The 25,775-nt window shown below is 68.6% G+C and carries 27 protein-coding genes; 10 read left to right on the forward strand and 17 right to left on the reverse strand.

Annotated elements, in window-relative coordinates:
* Together QZ847_RS02425 and hppD are read right to left on the reverse strand one after the other, a co-directional pair.
* Nucleotides 1-220 (reverse strand): homogentisate 1,2-dioxygenase (locus QZ847_RS02425; protein WP_294352754.1); only part of this gene is annotated, 220 nt, incomplete at its 3' end.
* A gap of 144 nt (nucleotides 221-364) precedes the next feature.
* The gene (gene hppD / locus QZ847_RS02430) at nucleotides 365-1,417 is read right to left on the reverse strand and encodes a 4-hydroxyphenylpyruvate dioxygenase (protein WP_294352756.1); all 1,053 of its coding nucleotides are present in this window, start codon (nucleotides 1,415-1,417) and stop codon (nucleotides 365-367) included.
* A gap of 102 nt (nucleotides 1,418-1,519) precedes the next feature.
* Here hppD and QZ847_RS02435 point away from each other — a divergent pair, with 102 nt between their 5' ends.
* Nucleotides 1,520-2,494, forward strand: a complete 975-nt coding sequence (locus QZ847_RS02435; RefSeq protein WP_294352758.1) for a M48 family metallopeptidase — start codon at nucleotides 1,520-1,522, stop codon at nucleotides 2,492-2,494.
* Nucleotides 2,495-2,512: 18 nt separating this feature from the next.
* Here QZ847_RS02435 and hemA read toward each other — a convergent pair whose 3' ends face one another.
* Both hemA and murI read right to left on the reverse strand, forming a co-directional pair.
* Nucleotides 2,513-3,826, reverse strand: coding sequence for a 5-aminolevulinate synthase (hemA, locus tag QZ847_RS02440; protein WP_294352759.1), 1,314 nt, complete (start codon nucleotides 3,824-3,826; stop codon nucleotides 2,513-2,515).
* Between the two features lie 50 nt (nucleotides 3,827-3,876).
* On the reverse strand, nucleotides 3,877-4,677 hold the full coding sequence (gene murI / locus QZ847_RS02445; RefSeq protein ID WP_294352761.1) for a glutamate racemase: 801 nt from the start codon (nucleotides 4,675-4,677) through the stop codon (nucleotides 3,877-3,879).
* A 130-nt stretch (nucleotides 4,678-4,807) separates the two neighbouring features.
* On the opposite strand from murI, the gene plsY reads away from it, so the two are divergent.
* The 3 genes from plsY to QZ847_RS02460 are packed head-to-tail and all read left to right on the forward strand — an operon-like array spanning nucleotide 4,808 to nucleotide 6,845.
* The gene (gene plsY, locus QZ847_RS02450) at nucleotides 4,808-5,380 is read left to right on the forward strand and encodes a glycerol-3-phosphate 1-O-acyltransferase PlsY (RefSeq protein WP_294352763.1); all 573 of its coding nucleotides are present in this window, start codon (nucleotides 4,808-4,810) and stop codon (nucleotides 5,378-5,380) included.
* 2 nt (nucleotides 5,381-5,382) lie between these two features.
* Entirely contained in the window at nucleotides 5,383-6,507 is a 1,125-nt protein-coding gene (dprA, locus tag QZ847_RS02455) for a DNA-processing protein DprA (RefSeq protein WP_294352765.1), read from the forward strand.
* The gene (locus QZ847_RS02460; protein ID WP_294352768.1) at nucleotides 6,501-6,845 is read left to right on the forward strand and encodes a hypothetical protein; all 345 of its coding nucleotides are present in this window, start codon (nucleotides 6,501-6,503) and stop codon (nucleotides 6,843-6,845) included. Before dprA ends, QZ847_RS02460 begins: the two co-directional genes overlap by 7 nt.
* Here the strand turns inward: QZ847_RS02460 and QZ847_RS02465 are convergent.
* Nucleotides 6,842-7,438 carry a hypothetical protein gene (locus QZ847_RS02465; RefSeq protein WP_294352770.1) on the reverse strand — a complete coding sequence of 199 codons (597 nt, stop codon included), beginning with the start codon at nucleotides 7,436-7,438 and terminating at the stop codon, nucleotides 6,842-6,844. The genes QZ847_RS02460 and QZ847_RS02465 overlap by 4 nt on opposite strands.
* Before the next feature lie 118 nt (nucleotides 7,439-7,556).
* Between QZ847_RS02465 and topA the strand changes: the two genes are divergently transcribed.
* On the forward strand, nucleotides 7,557-10,166 hold the full coding sequence (gene topA, locus QZ847_RS02470; RefSeq protein WP_294352772.1) for a type I DNA topoisomerase: 2,610 nt from the start codon (nucleotides 7,557-7,559) through the stop codon (nucleotides 10,164-10,166).
* A gap of 68 nt (nucleotides 10,167-10,234) precedes the next feature.
* Here the strand turns inward: topA and QZ847_RS02475 are convergent, their stop codons facing one another.
* Together QZ847_RS02475 and panC are read right to left on the reverse strand one after the other, a co-directional pair.
* A complete protein-coding gene (locus QZ847_RS02475) occupies nucleotides 10,235-10,528 on the reverse strand; it encodes a hypothetical protein (RefSeq protein ID WP_294190322.1) in 294 nt (97 codons plus the stop codon).
* Nucleotides 10,529-10,616: 88 nt separating this feature from the next.
* Entirely contained in the window at nucleotides 10,617-11,462 is an 846-nt protein-coding gene (gene panC / locus QZ847_RS02480) for a pantoate--beta-alanine ligase (RefSeq protein WP_294352774.1), read from the reverse strand.
* Nucleotides 11,463-11,668: 206 nt separating this feature from the next.
* Here panC and QZ847_RS02485 point away from each other — a divergent pair, with 206 nt between their 5' ends.
* The 3 genes from QZ847_RS02485 (at nucleotide 11,669) to pgmG (ending at nucleotide 14,167) form a co-directional block, all read left to right on the forward strand.
* Entirely contained in the window at nucleotides 11,669-12,448 is a 780-nt protein-coding gene (locus tag QZ847_RS02485) for a division plane positioning ATPase MipZ (protein ID WP_294190325.1), read from the forward strand.
* Nucleotides 12,445-12,705, forward strand: coding sequence for a DnaJ domain-containing protein (locus QZ847_RS02490; RefSeq protein ID WP_294352776.1), 261 nt, complete (start codon nucleotides 12,445-12,447; stop codon nucleotides 12,703-12,705). The genes QZ847_RS02485 and QZ847_RS02490 overlap by 4 nt, the downstream gene beginning before the upstream one ends.
* Before the next feature lie 91 nt (nucleotides 12,706-12,796).
* Nucleotides 12,797-14,167, forward strand: coding sequence for a phosphoglucomutase/phosphomannomutase PgmG (gene pgmG, locus QZ847_RS02495; RefSeq protein WP_294352778.1), 1,371 nt, complete (start codon nucleotides 12,797-12,799; stop codon nucleotides 14,165-14,167).
* 6 nt (nucleotides 14,168-14,173) lie between these two features.
* On the opposite strand, the gene QZ847_RS02500 is transcribed toward pgmG, so the two are convergent.
* Nucleotides 14,174-14,911: a Crp/Fnr family transcriptional regulator gene (locus QZ847_RS02500; protein ID WP_294189130.1), complete on the reverse strand. Its 738-nt coding sequence runs from the start codon at nucleotides 14,909-14,911 to the stop codon at nucleotides 14,174-14,176.
* A 190-nt stretch (nucleotides 14,912-15,101) separates the two neighbouring features.
* Between QZ847_RS02500 and murA the strand changes: the two genes are divergently transcribed.
* Nucleotides 15,102-16,385: a UDP-N-acetylglucosamine 1-carboxyvinyltransferase gene (gene murA, locus QZ847_RS02505; protein ID WP_294352779.1), complete on the forward strand. Its 1,284-nt coding sequence runs from the start codon at nucleotides 15,102-15,104 to the stop codon at nucleotides 16,383-16,385.
* 50 nt (nucleotides 16,386-16,435) lie between these two features.
* On the opposite strand, the gene QZ847_RS02510 is transcribed toward murA, so the two are convergent.
* The 8 genes from QZ847_RS02510 to QZ847_RS02545 form a co-directional block, all read right to left on the reverse strand.
* Nucleotides 16,436-17,614 (reverse strand): aminoacetone oxidase family FAD-binding enzyme, encoded by a 1,179-nt coding sequence (locus QZ847_RS02510; protein WP_294352782.1) that lies wholly within the window; start codon nucleotides 17,612-17,614, stop codon nucleotides 16,436-16,438.
* Between the two features lie 82 nt (nucleotides 17,615-17,696).
* A complete protein-coding gene (locus tag QZ847_RS02515; protein WP_294352783.1) occupies nucleotides 17,697-19,031 on the reverse strand; it encodes a cystathionine gamma-synthase family protein in 1,335 nt (444 codons plus the stop codon).
* Between the two features lie 46 nt (nucleotides 19,032-19,077).
* On the reverse strand, nucleotides 19,078-19,473 hold the full coding sequence (locus QZ847_RS02520) for a hypothetical protein (protein ID WP_294193215.1): 396 nt from the start codon (nucleotides 19,471-19,473) through the stop codon (nucleotides 19,078-19,080).
* Between the two features lie 35 nt (nucleotides 19,474-19,508).
* Nucleotides 19,509-20,246: a hydroxyacylglutathione hydrolase gene (gene gloB / locus QZ847_RS02525; protein WP_294352785.1), complete on the reverse strand. Its 738-nt coding sequence runs from the start codon at nucleotides 20,244-20,246 to the stop codon at nucleotides 19,509-19,511.
* Nucleotides 20,246-20,698, reverse strand: coding sequence for a VOC family protein (locus QZ847_RS02530; RefSeq protein WP_294352787.1), 453 nt, complete (start codon nucleotides 20,696-20,698; stop codon nucleotides 20,246-20,248). Before QZ847_RS02530 ends, gloB begins: the two co-directional genes overlap by 1 nt.
* The gene (locus QZ847_RS02535; protein WP_294352789.1) at nucleotides 20,695-21,429 is read right to left on the reverse strand and encodes a hypothetical protein; all 735 of its coding nucleotides are present in this window, start codon (nucleotides 21,427-21,429) and stop codon (nucleotides 20,695-20,697) included. Before QZ847_RS02535 ends, QZ847_RS02530 begins: the two co-directional genes overlap by 4 nt.
* On the reverse strand, nucleotides 21,426-22,154 hold the full coding sequence (locus tag QZ847_RS02540) for an alpha/beta hydrolase (protein WP_294352790.1): 729 nt from the start codon (nucleotides 22,152-22,154) through the stop codon (nucleotides 21,426-21,428). Before QZ847_RS02540 ends, QZ847_RS02535 begins: the two co-directional genes overlap by 4 nt.
* 56 nt (nucleotides 22,155-22,210) lie before the next feature.
* Nucleotides 22,211-23,647 (reverse strand): Mur ligase family protein, encoded by a 1,437-nt coding sequence (locus QZ847_RS02545; RefSeq protein WP_294352792.1) that lies wholly within the window; start codon nucleotides 23,645-23,647, stop codon nucleotides 22,211-22,213.
* Nucleotides 23,648-23,706: 59 nt separating this feature from the next.
* On the opposite strand from QZ847_RS02545, the gene QZ847_RS02550 reads away from it, so the two are divergent.
* Complete coding sequence (locus tag QZ847_RS02550; protein WP_294352794.1) at nucleotides 23,707-24,522, forward strand: LD-carboxypeptidase; 816 nt, start codon at nucleotides 23,707-23,709, stop codon at nucleotides 24,520-24,522.
* On the opposite strand, the gene QZ847_RS02555 is transcribed toward QZ847_RS02550, so the two are convergent.
* A partial coding sequence (locus QZ847_RS02555) for an alpha-amylase family glycosyl hydrolase (RefSeq protein ID WP_294352795.1) occupies nucleotides 24,519-25,775 on the reverse strand: 1,257 nt, incomplete at its 5' end. The two genes, QZ847_RS02550 and QZ847_RS02555, sit on opposite strands and share 4 nt — an antisense overlap.

A 25,775-nucleotide genomic window follows, 5' to 3' on the forward strand; every position in this document is an offset into this window, starting at 1 on the left:
ACGGCGGGTGCTCGGCGGTGGGGCGCATGCGGTAGAGCCACGAGCGGCGATTCTCGTGGCGTGGCGCAGTAAAGGCGGTGCCCGACAGTTGCTCGGCGTAGAGCCCGAAGGCGGGGCGCTGCGGCGAGTTGCGCCCGACCGGCAGCGCGCCGGGGATTGCCTCGGTCGAGACGTGATTGCCGAAACCGGGGATGTAGGCGGGGGCGGTGGAGTCGGTCATCCTCGGTCCTTTCGGGTTACTCAGGTGCGCTTTGTGTCGCACCCGCCAACGCGTCAGTCGCGGCAAAGCCGCGCCTGCTGCGCCGGCTTCGTCGCGCTGGCCGGGCGCGGGCCGCGCCTGCGCGCGGCCATCCAGGTCGACGCTTTATGCGTCGACCTGGATAACGCCGCGCCGGATTTGGTCGAGCTCAATCGACTCATACAACGCCTGGAAGTTGCCGTTGCCGAAACCCTCGTTGCCCTTGCGCTGGATGATCTCGAAGAAGATCGGCCCGACCATGTTCTCGGTGAAGATTTGCAGCAGCAGCCCTTCTTCCCCGACGTTGCCGTCAATCAGGATGCGATTGCGGCGCAGCCGCTCCAGGTCCTCGCCGTGGTTCGGCACGCGCTTGTCGACCAGCTCGTAATAGGTTTCGATCGTGTCCTGCAGCTTGACGCCGCGCGCGCGTAGTTTCTCGACCGTTCCGTAGATGTCGTCGGTGGTGAGTGCCAGATGCTGGATGCCCTCGCCGTTGTAATCGCGGATGAACTCCTCGATCTGGCTATGGTCGTCCTGGCTCTCGTTCAAGGGAATACGAATCGCCTTGTCGGGCGCGATCATCGCCTGGCTGAACAGGCCCGTCGCCTTGCCCTTGATGTCGAAATACCTCTGCTCCTCGAAGCCGAAAATCTGGCCATAGAACGCCGACCACGTCCGCATCTGCCCGCGCCGCACATTGTGCGTCAGGTGGTCGAGCACGTCGAGCCCGACGTTGTTCTCCGCCGACGCCTCGCGCCAGCCTTCGACCTCGTTCCAGTCGGCGAACGGATCAGCGTCGACCAGGTACAGCAGCGACCCGCCGATCCCTTCCAGCACCTGCGCATCCGGCAGCGCGCTGCCGCTCGCGTCCAGCGCCTTCGCGCCGCGCTCCACCGCCGCCTCCAACGCCTCGCGCGCGTTCGACACGCGGAATGCCATCGCGTTCGCCGACGGGCCGTGATCCTTACGGAAATCCGCCGCCTGTCCCTCTTCCTCGCGGTTGATCAGCAGGTTTATGCGACCCTGGCGGTAGAGCGTGACCTGCTTGGTCGGGTGCGTCGCGGCGGGCACGAAGCCGAGCGCCTCGAACTGCTTTGCCAGCATGTCGGGTTCGGGCGAGGTGAATTCGCAGAAGGCGAAACCGTCGAGCCCCATCGGATTGACGTCGATATGGTCCATTGCGCGCTCCACTGGTATCAAGTGAAACTATTCTGGTACTTGCGGCGCCGTGAGTCAATGCGGGCTGATGACCGGAACCGGAGGGCTTGGTAGAGACGCATCATGTCGCGTCTGTTCCGCCTTCTCCTCCCGCTCGCCCTTCTCGCTGCGGCCGCGCCTGATAGCCGCGCCACCTTCGAAGCGTTGCGAAGCGAGGACGCGCGGCTCGCGAATGTCGCATTCCGCCTCGCCACCGCCAACGCTGCGCTGTGCCGCGACCAGCAGCCGGGCACCGGCGTCGTGCTGCACGCCATCGATCAATATGCCGCGCGCGATGCCGATGCCGCACGCAGCGTATTCGGCTTCGCCGCGCCGGTCGCGGTCGAGTGGGTCGTGCCCGGCTCCCCCGCCGCGCGCGCCGGCGTGATGCAGAACGAAGGCGTCGTCGCAATCGCCGGCGTCCCGCTCGCCGCACCGACCGAGGCGCGCGACACCAGCGCGACGCGCGACGCCGCGCTTGCCCGATTGGCCGCGCTGCCGATACGCGCGCCCATGTCGCTGACGCTCGCCGATCAGGGCCACACGCACCGCGTGTCGATCGCGCCCGTGCCGGCGTGCCGCAGCGAGTTCGAGGTCGTCGCCGGACCCAAGCTCGGCGCCTCGTCCGACGGCCATGTCGTGCAGGTCGGCGCACGGTTGATGGAAACCTACGGCGACGACGAAGTCGCGGTCGTGATCGCGCACGAGCTCGCGCACACCATCCTGCGCCACCGCGCCCGGCTGGAGGCGGCGGGCGTCAAATGGGGGCTGTTCGGTGAGTTCGGCCGCAACGCGCGACTGTTCCGTGACACTGAGACGGAGGCCGACGTGCTCGGCGCATTCCTGCTCCGCAATGCCGGTTGGGACCCGCAGAATGCGGTGCGTTTCTGGCAAGGACCGGGAAAAAAGGTCGACCCCGGCATGTTCCGCAGCCGCACGCATCCCTCGCCCAAGGAGCGCGCACGCATCATTTCGGAAGCGCTAGCGGCGATGCCGGCCGGCGCGCCGCTGCCCTATCTGCCGCCGATCCTCGCGCAGCGCGACGCGGCGCTCGACTGAGCCGCGGCGTCGCGACTTCTACGCCGCCTGGCGCAGCTCAAGCCGACCCCAGATCTCGACCAAGGCGTCGGTCAGCTCGCGCATCATCGCCTCGCTGTGCGCGGGGCCGGGGGTGAAGCGCAGCCGCTCGGTCCCGCGCGGCACCGTCGGGTAATTGATCGGCTGCACGTAGACGCCGTATTCGGCCAGCAGGATGTCGCTGATCTTCTTGGCCTTGACCGGATCGCCGACCATGACGGGCACGATGTGCGTCTCGCCCACCATCACCGGCAGCCCGGCGTCGCTCAGCATCGCCTTCAGCGTCGCCGCAGCCGCCTGCTGCCCGTCACGCTCGACGCTTGACGATTTCAGGTGGCGCACGCTCGCCAGCACGCCCGCGACCAGCACCGGCGACAGGCTGGTGGTGAAGATAAAGCCGGGCGCGTAGCTGCGGATCACGTCGACGATCGTACGGTCGGCCGCGATATAGCCGCCCATCACGCCGAACGCCTTGCCCAGCGTCCCCTCGATGATCGTCAGCCGGTCGGCGACGCAATCGCGCTCGGAGATGCCGCCACCGCGCGCGCCGTACATGCCGACCGCGTGCACCTCGTCGAGGTAGGTGAGCGCGTTGTACTTGTCGGCGAGGTCGCAGATCGCCGCGACCGGCGCGACATCGCCCTCCATCGAATAAACGCTCTCGAACGCGATCAGCTTGGGCACCGCCGGATCATCGGCGGCGAGCAGCTCTTCCAGATGCGCGAGATCGTTGTGGCGAAACACGCGCTTCTCGCAGCCCGCGTTGCGGATCCCCGCGATCATCGAGGCGTGATTGAGCTCGTCGGAATAGATGATGCAGCCCGGCAGCACCTTCGCGAGCGTTGCGAGCGTCGCCTCGTTCGAGACATAGCCGCTGGTGAACAACAGCGCCGCTTCCTTGCCGTGCAGGTCGGCAAGCTCGGCCTCCAGATCGATGTGGTAGTGCGTATTGCCGCCGATGTTGCGCGTACCGCCCGACCCTGCGCCCACGTCGTGCAGCGCTTCCTCCATCGCCGCGATCACCTTCGGGTGCTGCCCCATCGCGAGGTAATCGTTCGAGCACCATACCGTGATCGGCTTCGGGCCGTTATGCCCGGCAAAGCAGCGCGCATTGGGGAACATGCCCTTGTTGCGCAGGATGTCGATGAAGACGCGGTAGCGCCCCTCGGCGTGCAGGCGGTCGATCGCCTGGGTGAACACGCGCGAATAGTCGACCGCCCGTACATCAACTGACCGTGCGTCAACTGCCTTTGCGTCAACTGGGCGTGCGTCGACCTGTGTGGCCCGGCGCGCTTCGCTGCTCTCGCTCATCATGCGAGGCGACTTAGCCTGCTAACCCACGTTTTTCCAGCGCATTTGGTCGATCACAGTGCCTCGGGATCGGCAAAACCCTGCGCACGCAGGTGGTTGCCGATCCTCGCCTCGCGCGTACCCAGCCGGGTGAACACCAGCCGGTGCGCGTCCGAGTCGTGCGACCAGTCCTGCCCCTGCGTCAGATGCGCCACGCGCCGCGCGATCCCCGGCCCGCCATCGACGAAGGACACGCCCGCGGGCGCCGTCGCGCGCATCTCGTCCGCGAGCAGCGGGAAGTGCGTGCACGCGTTGACGATTACGTCGATCCGGTCGCCACCCGGCTGGTCGAACAAACCAGCGAGTTCGCGCGCAACCGCGCCCACGTCGACCGCCTCGCCGGCCAGCTTAGCCTCCGCCAGTTCGACCAGCGCGGCGGAGCCGTAACGCAGCACGGTGCAATCGCCCGCGAAGCGCGCGGCGAGATCATCGACATAGGGCTGCCGCACCGTCGCCTCGGTGCCCAGCACCCCGATGACCCGCGTGCGCGACGCTTCCGCCGCAGGCTTGATCGCGGGCACCGTGCCGACGATCGGAAGGTCGAGCGCGGCGCGCACCGCGGGCAGCGCGATTGTCGAGGCCGTATTGCACGCGATCACGATCAGGCGCGGGCGATACCGCTCCGCCAACCGCCCGAGCAGCGCGGGCACGCGCGCCGCGATCTCCGCCTCGCCCTTCGTTCCGTACGGGAAACCGGCCGAATCAGCGGCGTAGACGATGGACGCCCCGGGCAGCAGCGCGCGCGTCGGCGCGACGACCGACAGGCCACCCACGCCTGAATCGAAGAACAGGATCGGCCGCGCATCGTCGCTCATGGCCGCACACATAGCCTTCGTCGCCTAGTAGATACAGGTGAGTGACACCTGATTTCGCCCGCGCTAAAACAGGGGCAGAAGGGGAACAGAACTGGCCACGCAGATCATCTGGATACCGCCCGCGGCGGCGTTGCTGATCGGCTATCTGCTCGGCTCGATCCCGTTCGGCGTGATCCTGACGCGCCTGGGCGGCGCGGGCGACCTTCGCCAGGTCGGCTCGGGCAATATCGGCGCGACCAACGTGCTCCGCACCGGGCGCAAGGGCCTCGCCGCCGCCACGCTGCTGCTCGACATGCTGAAGGGCGTCGCCGCGGTCGGAATCGTCGCCGCGCTGTTTCCCGATCAGGCACCGCTTGCCGCGGCGGGTGCCTTCGTCGGCCACTGCTATCCGGTCTGGCTCGGCTTCAAGGGCGGCAAGGGCGTCGCGACGCTGATGGGGATCGTCGTTGCGCTCGCCTGGCCGCTCGGGCTCGTCTACGCGGTCGTGTGGCTCGGGCTGCTCGCAGGGCTGCGCATCTCCTCGGTCGCCGGCATGGCGGCTGCGGTCAGTGCACCGGTCGCGGCCGCGGTCCTCGGCCCGTTCGACCTCGTGCCGCTGCTGCTCGCGCTGGCGCTCCTCGTGATTTGGAAGCACCGCGCCAACATCGCGCGCCTGCTCGACGGGACCGAGCCGCGCGTCGGCGGCCCGAAAAGCGCCGCCTGAACATGGCCAACGCCGCGGCGCTGCGCCCTGCTCCGCCCGCGACGATCGCCGACGACGACGCGCTCGCACGATTGCGGCTGATCCGCACGCCTTCGATCGGCCCGGTGTCGTTCCGCCAACTGCTTGCGCGCTTCGGCACGGCGGCGGCGGCAATCGAAGCGCTGCCGACACTCGCGCGCCGCGGCGGCGGGCGTGTCCCTGCGGTCACCGACATTCACACGGCCGAGCGCGAGATGGTGGCGGTGACGCGGGCCGGCGCGCGCTACCTGTTTCTCGGCACGCCCGATTATCCGCCGCTCCTGGCCGAACTGTCCGACGCGCCGCCGGTGCTGACGATTCGCGGCAACCTGTCGCTCGCCGCGCGCGACACCGTCGCGATGGTCGGCGCGCGCAACGCGTCCGCCGCGTCGTGCCGCTTCGCGCGTGGCCTGGCGCAGGAGATCGCGCACGAGGGTGCGGTGGTCGTTTCGGGGCTGGCGCGCGGGATCGACACCGCCGCGCACGAGGGGGCGGGTGCCGCGACGATCGGCGTCATCGCCGGCGGCATCGACGTCGCCTATCCGCCCGAGAATGCGCGGCTGCAGGAGCGGATCGCCGATGAAGCCCTGCTCGTCGCCGAGATGCCGCCGGGTACCGAGCCGCGCGCGCGCCATTTTCCGCATCGCAACCGCATCATCGCCGCGCTGTCGCTCGGCACTGTGGTGATCGAGGCCGCGCCGCGCTCGGGCTCGCTCATCACCGCCAGGCTCGCGGGCGAGGCCGGGCGCGAGGTGATGGCAGTGCCGGGCCATCCGAGCGATCCGCGCGCGCAAGGGTGCAACGGCCTGATCCGCGATGGCGCCGTGCTGATCCAGTCAGCCGCCGACGTGCTCGAACAGATCCGCCCGATCGACCTGCGCGCGAGTGTCAGGTCACCGCTCGCCGGCTGGGGCGCACCGCCGCCCGAGGACGCGAGCGACGCCGATCGCCGCCGCGTCACCGACCTGCTCGGCCCGGTACCGGTCGGCATCGACGAGCTCGTCCGCCAGGCTGCGCTCGCGCCTGCGGTGGTGCAGATGGTGCTGCTTGAACTCGAGCTCGGCGGCCGGCTCGAACGCCATGCCGCCGGACGCGTCAGCCTGTGCTGAGCGCGCCTACCCCTACCTGGGTGCGCTGCTGGTTCCGGGCTGCGGCGATCTACGGCACGCTTGCCCTACTCGCCAGCCTCGCCGCACCGGGCGCAGCGACGCTGCCTGGGCTCGCCTTCACGCTGACCGCGCTCGCGTTCCAGATCGTCTTTTGGCTGACCGGCGGCGATCCCGTTCGCTACCGCCCAATGATGCTGGTGGGTGTCGCCGAGAAGCTGGCGTTTGGCGTCCCCGCGCTCATCCTCGCCGCCGGCTCGACCACCGCCATTTTCGGCATAGTCGATTTGATCCTCGGCACCGGCTTCCTGCTGGCGTGGTTCGCGACCAGGCGCGGCTAGAGGGGGTCGCCGATCACGCGTGAACGGGCGGCACAGCGTCCCGCGACATCGCCAGCCTTGCAGAGCGTCAGGTCGGCGATCACGCGGTCGGCCCATTCCACGTCGGCGCGGACCGCCTCGCCGCGGACCATCGCTGTGACCGAGTGAATGGCCTCCTGTGCAACGATCACCCGTACGTAGGTGAGCATCGGATCATGCGTGATCGCCTCCCGCGGGCAACGCACCCTCAGCGTCGCGGCGGCAAGCTGGTCGCTCGGACTGGCAGGCGTCACCTTTACAATAGCACCGGGACACGACGATTGCATCGCGCTTCCAGTGACGGCTGCCATCAAGCTCGCCAGAGCAGGCGCGTCGGCGCGTATCTTCTCGCTGGTGCCCGGATGATAGAGTTGACGCGTGAGCGCGATTGCGTGCGTCCATTTTTCGGCCGGCTCATCGTTCCGGCGGTATTCGGACAGCTGGCCCCTTGGGCGAGCCGTTGTCTCTCGAAGAACGAACCCCTCCTCCGCCCGCGGCAGCACGATCTCGCCCGTCATCACTGTTGGCACCGCCGGTGCTGCCCCCACCAACGCCGCTGCCGCCGCGATCCACATGCCTGCCGCCATGCCGCGGCCATGCGCGCAACCTTTACGCCCCGCAATCCCGCTTGACGTTGCGGCCTCCACCTCTCCACCCTCGCGCATACGTGTGAAGCTTCCTAGTTAGGCCCTAATGCAACTCGTCATCGTCGAATCGCCCGCCAAGGCGAAGACCATCGAAAAGTATCTCGGCTCCGATTATCGCGTCCTCGCGAGCTACGGCCACGTCCGCGACCTGCCGCCCAAGGACGGGTCGGTGAACCCCGACGACGGCTTCGCGATGGAGTGGGAGAATTACGCCGACAAGGCCAAGCAGCTGAAAGCGATCGCCGATCTGGCGAAGGGCGCCGACCGGCTGATCCTCGCCACCGACCCCGATCGCGAGGGCGAGGCGATCAGCTGGCACGTGCAGGAAGTGCTCGCCAAGCGTCGCGCGCTGCCCAAGGCGGTCGAGCGCGTCACCTTCAACGCGATCACCAAACAGGCGGTGACCGACGCGATGAAGGCGCCGCGCGCGCTCGATACCGACCTGATCGACGCCTATCGCGCACGCCGCGCGCTCGATTATCTCGTCGGCTTCACGCTCTCCCCCGTGCTGTGGCGCAAGCTGCCCGGCGCCAAGTCCGCGGGCCGCGTCCAATCGGTCGCGCTGCGCCTGATCGTCGAGCGCGAGCGCGAGATCGAGACGTTCGTCGCGCAGGAATATTGGTCGGTGACGGCCGCACTCGAGCATGACGGCACCCCCTTCACCGCGCGGCTGTCGCAGTGGGAGGGGAAGAAACTCGACCGCCTGTCGATCGGGACGCAAGGCGACGCCATGCGCGCCAAGGCCGATGTCGAGGCGGGTCGCTTCACCGTGCAGTCGGTCGAGACGCGCCCGGCGACGCGCAATCCGCCGCCGCCGTTCACCACCTCGACGCTGCAGCAGGAGGCGGCGCGCAAACTGGGCTTCTCCGCCGATCACACGATGCGGATCGCGCAGCAACTCTACGAGGACGGCGCGATCACCTATATGCGCACCGACGGCGTGCAGATGGACGGCAGCGCGATTTCGGCCGCGCGCGGCGCGATCGCCAACCGCTACGACGGCAGCTACGTGCCCGACAAGCCGCGCCAGTATCAGGCGAAGGCCAAGAACGCGCAGGAAGCGCACGAGGCGATCCGCCCGACCGATTTCGGCAAGGATCGCGTCGGCTCGGGCGACCATGCGCGCCTGTACGAACTGGTGTGGAAGCGCGCGCTCGCCAGCCAGATGGCGTCGGCGCGGATGGAGCGCACCACGATCGAGCTGGCCGATGGTACCGGGCGCAACGTGCTGCGCGCCACCGGTCAGGTCGTGCTCTTCCCCGGCTATCTCGCGCTCTACGAAGAGGGTCAGGACGACAGCCAGGACGAGGATGCGCGCCGGCTGCCCCGCATGCGCGAGGGCGATGCGCCCGCGAAAAAGGACGTCGAGGCCGAGCAGCATTTCACCCAGCCGCTGCCGCGCTATTCGGAGGCGAGCCTGGTCAAGCGGATGGAGGAACTCGGCATCGGCCGTCCCTCCACCTACGCGTCGATCATCAAGACGCTTAAGGATCGCGCCTATGTTCGGGTCGAGAAGAACCGCTTCTTCGCCGAGGAGAGCGGCCGGCTGGTGACCGCGTTCCTCGAACGCTTCTTCCCGCGCTACGTCGGCTACGACTACACCGCCGAGCTTGAGGAAGAGCTCGACGACGTGTCGGGCGGTCGCGCGCAGTGGCAGGCGGTGCTCGAAAACTTCTGGCGCGATTTCAAGCCGCGCACCGCCGAGGTCATGGAGCAGAAGCCGTCGGAGGTGACCGCCGCGCTCGACACCTTCCTCGCGCCCTACCTCTTCCCCGACAAGGCCGACGGCAGCGATCCGCGCGCCTGCCCGGCGTGCCAGGCGGGCAGCCTCGCGCTGCGCGGCGGGCGCTTCGGCGCGTTCATCGCCTGCTCGAACTATCCTGAGTGCAAGTACACCCGCCGCTTCGCGCAAGGGGGGGATGCGGCGGAGTCGACCGGACCCGAAATGCTCGGCAAGGATCCCGAGACCGGGCTGGAGGTCGAGCGCAAGTCGGGTCGCTTCGGTCCCTACATCCAGCTGGGCGAAGGCAAGGAAGCGAAGCGTGCCTCGATCCCGAAGGACGTGGGTGAACTCGATCTGGAGATGGCGCTCAAGCTCCTGAGCCTGCCGCGCACGATCGGCCAGCATCCCGAGACGGGTCAGGACATCACCGCCGCGATCGGGCGCTACGGGCCATATCTGGCGCACGCCGGCAAGTATGCGCGGCTCACCTCGACCGCCGACGTGTTCGAGACCGGCATGAACGCGGCGGTCGTGAAGCTCGCCGAGGCGGCAGCCGGCGGCGGGCGTCCGCAGCGCGGGGCCGCGCGCGAGCCATTGAAGGTACTGGGCGCACACCCGCGCACCGAGGCGGAGCTGAAACTGATGGAAGGCCGCTACGGCCCCTACGTCACCGACGGCACCACCAATGCGACCTTGCCCAAGACGATCACGCCCGAGCAACTGACGCTGGAAGAGGCCGCACAACTGATCGATGCGCGCGCGGCGATGGCGCCGGCGGGCAAAAAGAAGGCGCCGGCGAAGAAGAAGGCCGCGCCCAAGAAGACGGCGTCAAAAGCCGAGGGCGACAAGCCCGCCGCGAAAACAGCAGCCAAGAAGCCGGCTGCGAAGAAAGCGCCTGCAAAGAAGCCCGCGGCGAAGAAAGCGACCGCCTGATCGAACGGGTGTCGGGTCCTACCCGGCACCTGCCCCGCACGCTCAGCGTGCAGCCGGGTGGCCGGCGTTTACGCCGCGCGGCGGTTGAGCAGGCCGATTACGTCGCGCGCGGCGCGCTGCGCGGTCGCGATCTCGCGCGCGGTCATGTCCTCGGATACCTCGGCGCGCGCGGCGGGGGCGGCGTCATGCCCCCAGGCGGCGGCGAGGTTGAGCCACTTGTGCGCCTCGATCAGGTCGAGGCCTGCGCCCGACGTCCCGGTCGAGTAGGCGATTCCCAAGTCATAGGCAGCACCCGCATCGCCGGCACGTGCCTTGGCGATCCGGCGGTCGAGCAGTAACGGCGTACTGGAAACTACGGTCATCGGTTTGCCCCCGATTGCAGCGTTGATGCTGACCGTAGGCTATGACCCGATTCGGCTCACCAAATGGTTAACGCCGCGGCGACCTTCTTCACCCCGCCGGATCGACCGCCAGATTGTCGATCAGCCGCGTCGCGCCCAGCCGTGCCGCCGCCAGCAACTGCCGCCGCCGCGTGGCGTCCGCCTGCGGCTGGAGCGTTTCCGCGTCGACCAGCGAGACGTAATCGACCACGAACCCGGCGTTCGACAGATAGGTGGTCGCGTCCGCCACCGCCTTCTCAACCGGCGTGCCGGCCGCGATCGCGCGCGCCGCGATCCCCAGCGCGCGCGGCAGCGCCACGGCCTTCGCGCGCTCCTCGTCATCGAGGTAGACGTTGCGGCTCGACAGCGCGAGCCCGTCGTCCTCGCGCTGCGTCGGTACGCCCGTGACCTCGATGTCGAAATCGAGGTCGGCGACCATGCGGCGGATGACTGCCAGCTGCTGAAAGTCTTTCTCGCCGAAATAGGCGCGGGTCGGCTGCACCTGGTTGAACAGCTTGGCAACGACGGTCGCGACCCCGTCGAAATGACCCGGGCGCGCCGCACCGTCCAGCCCCCCGCTGACGCCCGTGACCGAGATGTTGGTCGAAAATCCTTCGGGGTACATGACCTCGACCGGGGGCAGCCACAGCAGGTCGCAGCCTGCCTCGGTCAGCATCGCGATGTCGCCGGTTTCCTTGCGCGGGTAGCGCGACAGGTCCTCGTTGGCGCCGAACTGCTTCGGGTTGACGAAGATAGATGCGACCACGCACGTTCCCGGCCGCCGCGCCGCCTCGACCAGCGCGATATGCCCGGCGTGGAGCGCGCCCATCGTCGGCACCAGCGCGATCTCGCGTCCGGCCGCGCGCGCAGCCGCGACCTGTTCGCGCAAGCCCGCGAGTTCCCGAAACACTTCCACGTCTTACCCCTCGTATCCCTGCGCCGCGGCTTCTATGATGGCGTCAAACAGCAATCAATCAGGGAAGTCGCGCGTTGTCTGACCAGACCGAGACGCACATCACCGCTCCGGCAACGGAGCCTGCCGCCGAGGCACCTTCCGCCGCCGGTGCCCCTTCGGCCGCTGGCGCAAAACTCGCGAGCCAGCCGCACGCCGGCCCGCACGTCATCGTCTACGCCAATGAAAAGGGCGGCACGGGCAAGTCGACCACCGCGGTCCACACCGCGGTCGCGCTCGCCACGCGCGGTGCGCGCGTCGCGTGCATCGACCTTGACCACCGCCAGCGCACGCTCGGCCGCTACCTCGACAATCGCGCCGCGACCGTTGAGCGGACCGGACAGCCGCTGCCGATCCCCGATCACGCCACCGGCGACGGGCAAGCCGACGGCAATTTCGAGGATCTGTTCGCGCGCTTCAGCGACGGGTACGACTTCCTCGTGATCGACACGCCCGGCCGCGACGATCCGTGCGCGCGCACCGCCGCCGCGCTCGCCAACACGCTGGTCACGCCGATGAACGACAGTTTCGTCGACTTCGATCTAATCGGTCAGGTCGATGCCGAGACGTTCAAGGTCAAGCGCCCGAGCTTCTATTCCGAACTGATCTGGGACGTGCGTAAGGCGCGCGCGAAGGCGGACGGCACGACGATCGACTGGGTCGTGCTGCGCAACCGCCTCGCCTACGTCGACGCGCGCAACATGCGCCGCGTGTCGGAGGCGCTCGACCAGCTGTCGCGCCGCGTCGGCTTCCGCATCATTCCGGGTCTGGGCGAGCGCGTGATCTACCGCGAGCTGTTCCCGGCCGGGCTGACGCTCCTCGACAACAAGTCGTTCGGCGGCATGGGGTTGAGCCACGTCGCCGCGCGCCAGGAATTGCGCGAGATGATGGCGGGCTTCGCGCTGCCCGACGCCGCCCAAGGCACGCCCGCGTCGAGCGCCGCTGCATGAAGCTGATCGTCGCCGCGCTGGCGATCTGGCTGTTGTGGTGGTTTCTGAAGAAGCCGCCAGAGCGCCGTCCCGGCGCGATCGCGACCGCGCGGCGGACGCTGGGCGTCGCCGCCGACGCCGATGCGGAGGCGATCCGCGCCGCGCATCGCCGCCTGATTGCCGAGCTTCACCCCGATCGCGGCGGCTCCGCGGAGGAGGCGCGCCGCGTCAACGCCGCACGCGACCTGCTGCTCGCGCGCGTGACCACGCCCAACTGATCGATCTATCCACGTCGCATAGCGCGAGTTTCTTCCAAGCCGGCAGAGCGGCGTTGGCGTCTTGCAAACGTCATCTTATGCGCCACCATCAATGACGCACCGTTTTCACCCCTCGATCCTGCGCGACTATGACATCCGCGGCACGGTCGGCGAAACGCTGTTCGAGGCCGACGCCTATGCGGTCGGCCGCAGCTTCGCGACGCGCGTTCGCCGCGCCGGTGGTCGCCGCGTCGCGGTCGGGCGCGACGGGCGCGTGTCGTCGCCGATGCTGGAGGCGGCGCTGGTCGCGGGCCTGACCGAAAGCGGAGTCGACGTGGTGCGGGTCGGCCTCGGTCCCTCCCCGATGCTCTATTTTGCCGAGGCGACGATGGCGGTCGACGCCGGCATACAGGTAACCGGCAGTCACAATCCAGCGGGCGATAACGGCTTCAAACTCGTCCTCGCGCACGACAGTTTCTTCGGCGACGATGTGCGCGACCTCGCACGGCTGGCGGAGGGCGGTGATTGGGAGAAGGGCGCAGGCACGGTCACCGACGCCGCCGTCATGCAGGATTACGTCGCCCGCCTGCTCGCCGGACACACGGGCGGCACGTTCCGCATCGGCTGGGACGCCGGCAACGGCGCCGCCGGTCCAGCGATCGAGCGGCTGACACAGAAGCTGCCGGGCGAGCACCATTTGCTCTACACCGAGGTCGACGGCGCATTTCCGCACCACCACCCCGACCCGACAATCCCCGCCAACCTCGCCGTCCTGATCACGCTGGTCCGTCGCGAGCGGCTCGACATCGGTTTCGCCTTCGACGGTGACGGCGACCGCATCGGCGCGGTGGATGCTCGTGGGCGGATCATCTGGGGCGACCAGATCCTCGCTCTCCTCGCCGAACCGCTGCTCCGCGAGCTACCCGGCGCGGCGATCGTGGCCGACGTGAAGTCGAGCGACGCGTTGTTCGACCGGGTCCGCGCGCTCGGCGGGCGCGCGGTGATGGCGAAATCGGGCCACAGCCAGATCAAGGCGCGCATGAAGGCAGAGGGCGCCGCAATCGGTGCCGAACTGTCGGGGCACATCTTCTTCGCGCATAAATATTACGGGTTCGACGACGCGCTCTACGCCGCCGTCCGGCTGATCGGCGCGATCCATCTGTCGGGTGTCTCGCTTGCCGAGCTGATCGATCGCCTGCCCGCCACGCAAGCCTCGCCCGAATTGCGCATCGCGGTGCCAGAGGATCGCCGCCTCGCCATCGTCGATGAGGTACGTGCGCGTGTCGTCGCCTCCGAGGCGCGGGTCGATGAAACCGACGGGCTGCGCGTGTCCACCACCGACGGCTGGTGGCTGCTGCGCGCGTCGAACACGCAGGCGGCGGTTACGCTGCGAGCGGAAGCGACGGACCAGGCTGGGCTCCAGCGATTGCTCGACACGATCGATCACCAGCTGGCGCTCAGCGGCGTGTCGCGCACCGCCTGACCACCCTCACGCGCTCGTCGGTACCATCCACGACAGATCGACGCGCGACAGCCGGTCGACGTATTTCGCGGCGCGTTTCAACCGCGCCTCATCCGCCAGAATCACGCGTGTGCCATGCCTGGCGATCAGTCCCATCTCCTCCAGCTGGCGCAGCATGCGGTTGACGTGCACCGCGGTCAGCCCGCTCGCGTCCCCGATCTCCTCCTGCGTCAGCGGCAGCGTGAAGCCGCGCTCGACATCCTCGCCGCCGCGCCGCAACCGGTCGCGGATGTCGAGCAGCACCGCCGCGATCCGCGCCTGCGCCGAGGTTCGCCCCAACCCCGCCAGCCGGTCGGTCATCGCCGCGCGCTCGGCCTGGTCAATCGCGGTCAGCGCAAGCGCCAAACGCGGGTGGCGCGCCAGCACCTCGGCCACCTGCGCACGGTCGAACAGGCACACCACGCTCTCGCACAAGGCGGCGACGCATTCGGGCGAGTGCGCGTAGGCGAGTGCCGAGGCGCCGGTCAGGTCACCCGGAAACAGGAACCGCAGGATTTGACGGCTGCCGTCGTCCAGCAGCACGTAGCTCATCATCATCCCGCTGGAGACCACATACAGGTCGCTGGTGCGATCGTTCTCGCGCACCAGCACGGCACCGCGCCTGAGCGCGCGCGTGCGCCCCTGCACCTGCTCCACGGCGGTGCGCTCGATGTCGGACAACGGAAGAAACTCGCCGATCCGATCGGCGAAGGAACGTACCCGCACGCAGTGTTGAACCCTTTGTTATTCCTTCCGCTTATGGGCGACGCGCGCGCGCTCGCATTAAAGTCGATCAAGCGGGAGCAATCCTGTCCAATTTTCACGCGAAACGCGTGGTCGTAGTGCCTTTGGCGACCCGCGCCGCCGGGGTCGCGGGCGGGTTGGCGACGGCGTTCGGCCAAGCTAGACGCGAGCGATGGACCGTATCCTTATTCGCGGCGGCAACCGCCTGTCGGGCACCCTCCCCATCTCGGGCGCGAAGAACGCCGCGCTGACGCTGATGCCGTGCGCGATCCTGACCGACGAGCCGCTGACGCTGCGCAACCTACCGCGCCTCGCCGACGTCGATGGCTTCGGCCACCTGCTCAACCAGTTGGGTGCGTCGACCCGGATCGAGGGCTCGCGCCCCGACGAGTTCGGCCGCGTCATGACGATCCGTGCCGGGCAGCTGACCAGCGCGGAGGCGCCCTACGACATCGTGCGCAAGATGCGCGCCTCAATCCTGGTGCTCGGACCCATTCTCGCGCGCGCGGGTGAGGCACGCGTGTCGCTGCCCGGCGGCTGCGCGATCGGCAACCGCCCGATCGACCTTCACCTGAAGGCGCTGGAGGCGATCGGCGCCAAGCTGGAGATGAGCGCGGGCTACGTCACCGCCTCTGCGCCGGGCGGGCGCCTGTCGGGCGGTGTCTACCGCTTCCCCGTCGTCTCGGTCGGCGCGACCGAGAACGTCGTCATGGCCGCGGTCACCGCGAGCGGCCCGACCAGACTAGAGAATGCCGCGCGCGAGCCCGAGATCGTCGATCTGTGCCGCTGCCTCGTCGCAATGGGCGCGTCGATCGAGGGGATCGGCACCGAGACGCTCGAGATCGAAGGGGTGCGCGAGCTTCATGGCGCGACCTACTCGGTCATGCCCGATCGGATTGAGGCGGGCAGCTACGCCTGCGCCGCCGCGATCACCGGGGGCGACGTGACGCTCACCAACATCGGCACGGACGAAATGGGCGCGACGCTCGCTGCGCTGCGCGAGGCCGGCGTCGAGGTCGAGACCGGCCGCAACACCATCCGCGTTGCCGCGCCCAACAAGCTGCGTCCGCTCAACATCACCACCGCGCCCTTCCCCGGCTTCGCGACCGACATGCAGGCGCAGTTCATGGCGATGCTGTGCAAGGCAGAGGGCGCGAGCGTGCTGACCGAAACCATCTTCGAGAACCGCTACATGCACGTTCCCGAACTGGCGCGGATGGGCGCCGACATTCAGGTCCGCGGCCGCACCGCGGTGGTGCAGGGCGTCGACCGCCTCGTCGGCGCGCCCGTCATGGCGACCGACCTGCGCGCCTCGATGAGCCTCATCATCGCCGGCCTCGTCGCGGACGGCGAGACGCAGGTCAGCCGCATCTATCATCTCGATCGCGGCTACGAACGGCTGGAGGAGAAGCTCTCCGCGGTCGGTGCCGACATCGAGCGCGTGGGTGACGGCTGAGGGCGCTAGGCGGGAAAGGGCACCGCGCTTCTACGAATTGAGCGCCCCGCTCACACCGCCTGCGCCGCGGCCCAGCCGCTCGCCCAAGCCCATTGGAAGTTATACCCGCCGAGCCAGCCGGTAACGTCCACCGCCTCGCCGATCGCGTAAAGGCCGGGCAGGTGGCGCGCTTCCATCGTCTTCGATGACAGTCCTGCGGTCGCGATGCCGCCGACCGTCACCTCGGCCTTGGCGAACCCTTCCGTGCCATTCGGGTGAAAGCGCCAATCGGCCAGCCGCCGCTCCGCCGCCTCCAACGCGCGGTCGGTCGCGAGCCCCAGTTCACCCACCCCGATCACCTCGGCCAGCGCATCCCCAAGTCGTCCCGGCAGCGGCAGTGCCGCCGCCAGCGTGCCGCGCGGTCGCACCCGCTTCGCTTCGCGCAGCCACCCCGCCGCCGCACCCGGCACCAGATCGATCGTCACCGCTTCGCCCGGCTTCCAATAGGACGACACTTGCATGATCGCGGGACCGCTCAAGCCCCGATGCGTGAACAGCGCTGCCTCCGCGAACGCCTGACCCTTGCCCTTCGCCGGCACCGACCCTGCGACCACCGGCGTCGCGACACCCGACAGCGCGCGGAACAGCGCCTCCTCACCCGGCAAGGTAAGCGGCACCAGCGCAGGACGCGGCTCGACCACCTTCAACCCGAACCGGCGCGCCAGATCATAGGCGAACCCGGTTGCGCCCAGCTTCGGGATCGACGCCCCCCCGGTCGCGATCACCAGCGACGGTGCCACATAGCGCCGCCCGTCATGCTCGACCGTGAAGCGCGCATCGGCGTGCCCGATCTCGCCAAGCGAGCCGCCCAGCCTGAGCGTCACCTGTCCCAGTTCGCACTCGCCCAGCAGCATCGCCACGATCTGCCGCGCCGATCCGTCGCAGAACAATTGCCCCAGCGTCTTCTCGTGCCACGCGATCCCGTGCCGCTCGACCAGCGCAAGGAAATCCTGTGCGGTGTAGCGACCGAGTGCCGATTTGGCGAAATGCGGGTTGGTCGAGACGTAGCGCTCGGCCACCGCCTCACGATTGGTGAAATTGCACCGCCCGCCGCCCGATATAACGATCTTTCGCCCCGGCTCGGTTCCGTGATCGAGCACGGCGACGCGCCGCCCGCGCTGCCCCGCCACGGCCGCGCACATCAGCCCGGCGCCACCCGCACCGAGCACGATCGCATCGAACTGTTCCATGCGCGCCGCCTGCCACAAAAGCCGCGTCGGCGCGAGACTTGTGCCGGAAGGCGACGGGCAACCGCCGCCCCCGGCGTATGGATCAGATCGCCGCCAGCGCGTTGGCGAAATCGGCGATCAGATCGTCGGCATCCTCGACCCCGATCGAGATGCGCACCAGATTGTCGGTGATCCCCAGCGCCTGCTTGCGCTCGTCGGCGACCGAGAGGTGCGTCATTCCGGCCGGATGGCTCGCCAGCGTCTCGGTCCCGCCGAGTGACACCGCCAGCTTGGCGATCTTGAGCGCGTCGAGGAAGCGGAACGCCTCCGCCTCGCCGCCCTTCAGGTAGAGCGAGAAGGTCGACCCGCCGCCGGTGCAGTTGCGGCGATAGATGTCGGCCTGCCGCCCCTCCGGTCCCTCGGTACTGCCCTCGGCAAGGAAGCCGAGATAGCCGACGCGCTCGACCTGCGGCTGGTCGCGCAGCCACGCGCACACCTTGGCCGCATTCTCACCCGCGCGGCTCATCCTGAGTTCCAGCGTCTCGAGGCTGCGCAGCAGCATCCACGCCGTGTTGGGATCGCAGATCGTGCCGATCGTGTTGCGCATCGCGCGAATGACGTTGATCTGCTCCTTCGATCCCAGCACGCCGCCCGCGACCAGATCGGAGTGACCGCCAGCGTACTTGGTCAGCGAATAGACGACGATGTCGGCGCCGTGCTTGAGCGGCTGCGACCACAGCGGCCCCAGGAAGGTGTTGTCGATCGCGATCGGCGGCTTGTTCTCGTGGTTCGCGAACACCGCGTCACGGCTCGCCGCCACTGCCTCGACATCGACCAGCGCGTTGGTCGGGTTGGCCGGGCTCTCGAGATAGATCAGCGCGACGTTCCCGCTCGCCGCCGCCTTGTGCAGCACCGCGTCGATCTCCTCGCGCGTCGCGCCCGCCGGGAAATCGAGCCAGTTGATGCCGAACTTGCCCAGCACGCGTGCGATCAGCGTCTCGGTTGCGGCGTACAGCGGTCCCGAGTGCACGATCGTGTCACCCGGCTTGACCATCGACAGGAACAAGGTCGCGATCGCCGACATGCCGCTGGAGAAAGCGAGCGCGTCCTCCGCACCTTCCCAGATGCCGAGCCGGTCCTCCAGAATTTCCTGGTTCGGCCCGTTGAAGCGCGAATAGACGAGGCCCTCGGCACCGCCCGGACGCTTGCCCGTCACGCCTTCGAAGTGGCGCTTTCCCGCTGCGGCGTTAGGGAACACGAAGGTCGAGGTCAGGAAAACCGGCGGCTTCAACGACCCTTCCGACAGAGCGGGGTCGTAGCCGTGCCCCATCATCAGCGTCGCAGGCTTCAGCGTACGCCCGCCGATCGCATCCACCTCCGGCTTGGGGCTGATGCGCTGTTCGACGCCGGTCATGTCGGCTTCGGTCTGGTCGGGCATTCTATTCCTCTCTCAGGTGCGAACGGGCCGTGAATGGCCCCGCCGCTCAGGGTCTGGTGTAGGGCGTGAAGTCGCCCAGGGCGCAGCTGCCGGTCGTGATCCCCGGCACCGGTTGCACCGTGGTCGCGATGTCGCCGCTGCACGTCCGCGTCTGATACTGCCGTGTGACGAGCGCGTCACCCTGTGCGACACGCTCGCACCCGCCGGTGGTCTGGCTGACGTAGACCAGTTTGTCACTGACCCGGTAGATCAGCTTGTCGCCATAGGCACTCAGCTGCGCCTGGCGGAAGCGCGTGTCGATGCACGACTGCGGCTTGCCCGCGACCTTGCCCGCGATCAGTTTCTGGTACGCCAACTCGGGCGTGTCGCGCTTGGCAAGCGCTGCGCCGCCGGCACCCAGCCCGACACCAGCGATCAGCAACACTGCGGCAAGTCTATGCATCGCATCCACTCCTCGTCTTGCGCATACCAACGCACTCAGCCGCGAAAAGAATCCTTGCCCTCACGCAACCGCTTGAATTCGCCCGCATCGCCCGCGCGCATGAACGGGTTGGTCGCCTGTTCCTCGGCGATCGTCGTCGGCACGGTCGGCTTACCCGCGTCGCGCTTCCGGTCGACCTCGGCCATCCGCTGAACAAGCGCCTGATTGTCTGCATCGACCGACAGCGCGAAGCGACCGTTCGATTGCGTGTACTCGTGCCCGCAATAGACCTGCGTCTCACCCGGCAGTGCGGCGTAGCGGCGCAGATTGTCGAACATCTGCTCCGCCGTCCCCTCGAACAACCGCCCGCACCCGAGCGCGAACAGCGTGTCGCCGGTGAACAGCGCAGCGTCGTCGGCGAAGTGGAACGCGACATGCCCCTCGGTATGACCCGGCACGTGCATCACGGTCGCGGTATGCGCGCCGAGCAACACCGTGTCGCCCTCACCCACGCCGCGGTCGAGCGCACCGATCTTGGCGCGCTCCGCCTCCGGACCGATCACTTCCGCGCCGGTCGCCGCGACGACGCCGGCGTTGCCGCCGACGTGATCGGGGTGCCAGTGCGTCGCCCAGATTGCTCCGATCGTCCACCCGCGTGCTGCGGCGGAGTCAAGCACCGGCTGCGCCTCGCCCGGATCGACCACGATCGTCTCGCCACTGTCGGCATCGTGGACCAGCCACGAATAATTGTCCGACAGCACCGGCACGCGGACGACCTCGAGCGGAGAATTCATCACCAGCTGCCTGTATTGGGCATCGATTTCCACGGCTCGGCTGGCGCCTTCGCGCCGCCTTCCTGCAGCAGCTCGATCGAGATGCCGTCGGGCGACTTCACGAACGCCATGTACCCGTCACGCGGAGGGCGGTGGACGATATGCCCCGCGTCCTGCACGCGCTGACACGTCTCGTAGATGTCGTCGACATAGTAGGCCAGATGCCCGAAATTGCGCCCGCCGCTATACTCCTCGGCCGCCTCGCCCTCGTTCGGCCAGTTATAGGTCAGCTCGACCTCGGCCTTTGCGCGCTCGCCCGGCGCGTTCATGTCTTCGGGCGTGGCGAGGAAGATCAGCGTGAAGCGACCCGCCTCATTCTCCATCCGGCGAACTTCCTTCAGGCCCAACACCTCGAAGAAGGCGATCGTCTTGTCGGGATCGGCGACCCGGATCATGGTATGGAGGTATTTCATTTGGCGGTATCTCCTACGAACTGCGTAAGCGCGTTGGCAGCTGAACGCCCGGCGGGCGCATCGGGTGCCAGCCGCTGCGCTTCCTTCCACGCCGCCTGGGCACGCTCCGCCTCACCCGCCGCCGCGGCAATGTTTCCTGCCTCGAGCTGGACCGAGGCATCGTCGGCCGATCGCCGAAGCGCCTGCGCGATGTCGAGCTTGGCGCGCGGCAGGTCACCCATCCGCCGCGCCAGCGTCGCCGACAACAACCACGCGAGCGGATCGTCGGCCGCGTCCCTGGTCGCCAGATCGAGGTCGACGCGCGCCGCCTTCATGTCGCCCGTCGCCACCAATGCGCGCGCGCGATCGAGATAGGCTTCGCCGCGCTTGAGGTCGGTCAGCGTCCCCGCCGCCAGTGCCGCGTCGAGCGCGGCGCGCGCCTTTGCCGCATCGCCCGCCGCCAGCCACGCATTCCCCGCCTGCGCCCAGTAATCCGCCGCGCGCGTCTCGTGCGCGACTTCGGCGTTGCGCGCCGCCGTGGTGAAGGCGGTCGCCGCACCCGCGTAATCGTCCTGCCCCGCGAGCGCCGCGCCCCGGCACGCCTCACCCGCGCGTCCCAGCATGCGCGCGGCCTGCTCGGCCCCCGCCGGATCGCTGCGCGCCTGCGCGAGGCAGGAGTCGAGCTGCGCTGCTGGCGTTGTCGGGACAGGCGCAGCGGCTTGCGCAGCCAGCAGGGCAAGGAACAGGATCACGGCAGCACGTCCTCCACCGCGCGGATCAGCAGCGCGATGTCGGTATCGCGCGACAGGCGGTGATCGCCGTCCTTGACCAGCCACGTCTGAACGTCGCTTGAAGCCAGCATTTCCGCCAGGCGACAGGTGCGGTGCCACGGCACCTCGACGTCCTTCTGCCCTTGCAGGAAGCGGACCGGCTGCGGGATCGCGATCTCGCCGAACATCAACCGGTTGGCCTCACCCGATTGCCAGAATCGCCGCGTGTAGACGGTCGGCGCAGGACCGTATTTGTTCGCCCGCTCGAGCCGTCCGTGCTGGAGCAGGTACATCTTTTCGTCCGACGAGAAACCCCAGTCGGTGAAATCGGGCGCGGGCGCGATCCCGACCAATGCGTGGACGCGCTCGGGTCGCGCGCGGGCGGCAAGCAGCATGATCCACCCGCCCATCGACGATCCGACCAGCACCACCGGGCCTTCGACCGCGTCGTCGATCATCGCCAGCGCATCGTCGCGCCAGTCGGCCAGGCTCTGTTCCTCGAACTTCCCCTCCGACGCGCCGCACCCGGCATAGTCGAAGCGCAGGAATGCGCGGCCTTGCGCCTTCGCCCATTCCTCCAGCGCGACCGCCTTCGTCCCCGTCATGTCGGACGCGTAGCCCGGCAGGAACACGATCGCGGGCCCACGCCCCTCGGTCAGGTGATAGGCTAGGCGCGGACGCTCGACGGCGTGGATGTTCTCGGACATGGCGGCTGCTTAGACCCGCCGGCAGCCGCACGCAAAAGCATCGCGCGACGATGCGATCAGCGCCGCCGCAACGCCTCCACCATGTCGGCCGCGAGCAGGCTCAGCGTGTCGTCGCGCGCGCCCATGACGACGATGCGGTCGCCTGCGCGCGCCTCGGCGACCAGATGCGCCGCCGCCGTCGCGCGGTCGGGAATGTGGAGTGCGCCGCGCCCGCTCACCTCCACGTCGCGCACGATGTCGGCGCTGGTCACCGCGCGATCGGTCGTGCCGCCGTGATAGACCGGGTCGGGTATGACGAGCAGGTCGTCCGCCGCCAGCGCGCGCGCGAACATCGCCGCCAGCTCGGCGCGCATCACCTTCAGCGGGCCGAAACCGTGCGGCTGGAACAGCATCAGCAATCGTCCCGGAAAGGCGTGCAGCGTGGCGAGCGTCGCCGCAATCTTGTCCGGGTTGTGCCCGAAATCGTCGATCACCGAGACACCCGCCGCCTCGCCGACCAGATCAAACCGGCGCCTGAGCCCCGTGAACCGCGCCAATGCCGCGACCGCGTCGTCCAGCGGCACGCCCGCCGCCATCGCCGCACCCAGCGCCGCGAGCGCATTCGACACATTGTGCCGCCCCGGCACCTGCAAACGCACCGGCGTCTCGGCCTCGGCGTGGTGCAGCGTGAACGACATCGCGAACGGCTCCTCGCGCAGGTCGCGCGCGACCAGGTCACCCGTCCCCTCGACCGAAAAGCGCGTCACCCGCGCTGCCGGCAACGTCAGCGTCAGCGCCGCCGCATCCGCATTGTCGGCGTTGACCACCGCATGGCGCGCATGCGCGATGAAGTCGCCGAACAGCACGTTCAACTCGTCCAGTGCCTTGTGGTCGAGGCTGACGTTATTAAGCACCCCGACATGCGGGCGATACAGCGCGATCGATCCGTCGCTCTCGTCCACCTCGCTGACATACGCCTCACCCGCGCCGACCAGCGCGCTCGCGAACGGGCGATCGGCGGCGACGAAGTCCTTCATCACCGCGCCGTTCATCACGCTCGGATCGCGGCCGGTGCCGTGAAGGATCGTCGCGATCATGCCGGTGACGGTCGACTTGCCGCTTGTCCCTGCCACTCCGATCGGCAGTGCGGCGGCGTTGAACAGCGCCGCGTTCAGTTCCGCCCGCGTCATCCGCGCGCAGCCGATCCGCGCCGCCGCGACCATGTCCGCTACCGTGCCCTCGACCGCGGCGGAGGCGACGACGATCTGCTCCGCCGACACGACGCCGCCGCCGTCCTGCGCGAACAGCTCGATGCCTTGGACACGCAACGCGTCGAACTTCGCCGGCACACGCCCCTGATCGAGCCCGCGGTCGGAGCCCGAGACGATCGCGCCGCGCCCGGCCAGGATCATCGCTAGCGGCATCATCCCCGACCCGCCGATCCCGACCAGAAAGAAGCGCTTGCCGCGCACGTCACCGATGATCCCGCCCGGGGCCGCATTGCCGTCCTGCATGGCGACGCGCTATCGGCGCTGAACGTTGTCGGGGCAAGCCGGGGGAGTGGGTCAGGAACATGCGAATCGGTGTCGTCGCGGCCTCCAGCGTCGCCAACCCCGACGTGGTCGCGCCCGTTTCCGCGCTCGCCGCGATTGCGTTTCCCGAGGTCGACCTCGTCTTCCATCCGAGCGCCTTTGCTGAATCCGGGCATTTCGCCGGCAGCGACGCGGTCCGCGCCGCCGCGTTCGTGGACTATGCCAACGACCCCTCGATGGAAGCGGTCTGGTTCGTGCGCGGCGGCTACGGCTCGAACCGCATCCTCGCGGACGCGCTACCGCGATTGAGCGACGCCGCACGCACGAAGACCTATCTCGGTTACTCCGACGTGGGTTTCCTGCTCGGCGCGCTCTACGCCCGCCGCATCGGCCACCCGACTCACGGCCCGATGGCAAGCGACATCGGGCGCAAGGGCGGCGACGAGACGGTGGCGCGATCGCTCGGCTGGATGGCCAGGCGTGACCGCAGCGCGCTCGAACCCGGGCTCGCCGGGCATCCGTCCGCCGCGTTCAATCTCTCGATCCTGTCGGCGCTGATCGGGTCGCCCTATCTGCCCGACCTGACCGACCACGTGCTGATCGTCGAAGAGGTGTCGGAGGCGATGTACGCCATTGACCGGATGCTGTTCACGATGGCGAACGCGACGCAGCTGCGCGGGATCGCCGGTGTGCGGCTGGGTGCGGTCACCGCGGTCAAGCCCAACGAACCCGACTGGGGCGAGACGCTCGACCAGATGATGGAGCGCTGGTGCCGCGACATGCACGTGCCCTACCTTGGCCGCGCTGAAATCGGCCACACGCAGGCGAACCGGGTGGTGCCGTTCGGCCTCGCCTAACGCGCGACCAGCGCGCCGTAGGGGGCAAATTCGGCGCCGGTGACGTCGACCGAGAGCAAGGGGGTAAGTTCCACGGCGCCGGCCCACACCCGCGGTTCGGGTGACAGGTTGAAGGCGCAGACGATGCGTTCGTCCTGGTACGTCCGCGCGAACACCAGCAGCGCGTCGTCGGCGTGGAGTACCTCGAACCCGCCCAGCCTGAGCGCCGCCTCGTCGCGACGCAGCGCCAGCACGGTCCTTGTCCAGTGGAGCAGCGAATCCGCGTCGGCTTCCTGCACATCGACCGCCAGACCCGCGTGATCGTCGCCGAGCGGCAACCACGGCTGCGCGGTTGAGAAACCTAGCTGCGGCGCGTGCCGTTTCCACGGCATCGGCGTACGCGCGCCGTCGCGTGACAGCGTCAGCGGCCAGTTGGCGATCGCCTCGGGGTCCTGCAGCAGTTCGAACGGAACGTCGACCTGCGTCAGCCCCAGCTCCTCGCCGTAATAGAGGATCGGATTGCCGCGTAAGGTACCCAGCAGCAGCATCTTCATCCGCGCGAACGCGTGCCGGACCTCAGGCGCATGCTCGAGCGCACACCAGCGCGAGATCGCGCGCGGCGCGTCGTGGTTCTCGAACGCCCAGCTCGGCCAGCCGACCCCCGACTCATCGGGCCATTTCGTCACTGCCTCGACCACGGCCGCCGGGGTCAGCGCGGGCGCGTAGAGGAAGTCGAAGCCGTAGGCGCTGTTCAGGCGCTTGTTATCGGCGGTGAACAGCTTGCGCTCGCGGTCGCTGTCGGGGCCACCGACCTCGGCCACGGTGAAGCGGTCGTCATATTCGTCGAACACCGCGCGGACGCGCTCGATGAACACCGGAATGTCGGCGTGGCTCTGATTGTAGCGGTGTTCCTGGAAATCGAACGGTCGCGTGCGCGCGCCCTTGTCGGTCGCCGGCGGATTGTCGGTGAATGCGGGATCGTACATCAGGAAGTTGAGCGCATCGAGCCGGTAACCGTCGGCGCCGCGATCCAGCCAGAAACGCGCCACGTCGAGCAGTGCGGCCTGTACATCGGGATTGTGGCCGTTGATCTGCGGCTGCTCCTTGAGGAAGTTGTGCAGGTAATATTGCCCGCGCCGCGCGTCCCACGTCCATGCCGGGCCGCCGAACACCGACTGCCAGTTGTTGGGCGGGCTGCCGTCAGGCTTGGCATCGCGCCACACGTACCAGTCGGCGTGCACGCCCGTCCGGCTTGCGCGACTGTCCTTGAACCA

Origin of the sequence: uncultured Sphingomonas sp., from assembly GCF_913778135.1 — a bacterium.
GTDB lineage: Bacteria > Pseudomonadota > Alphaproteobacteria > Sphingomonadales > Sphingomonadaceae > Sphingomonas.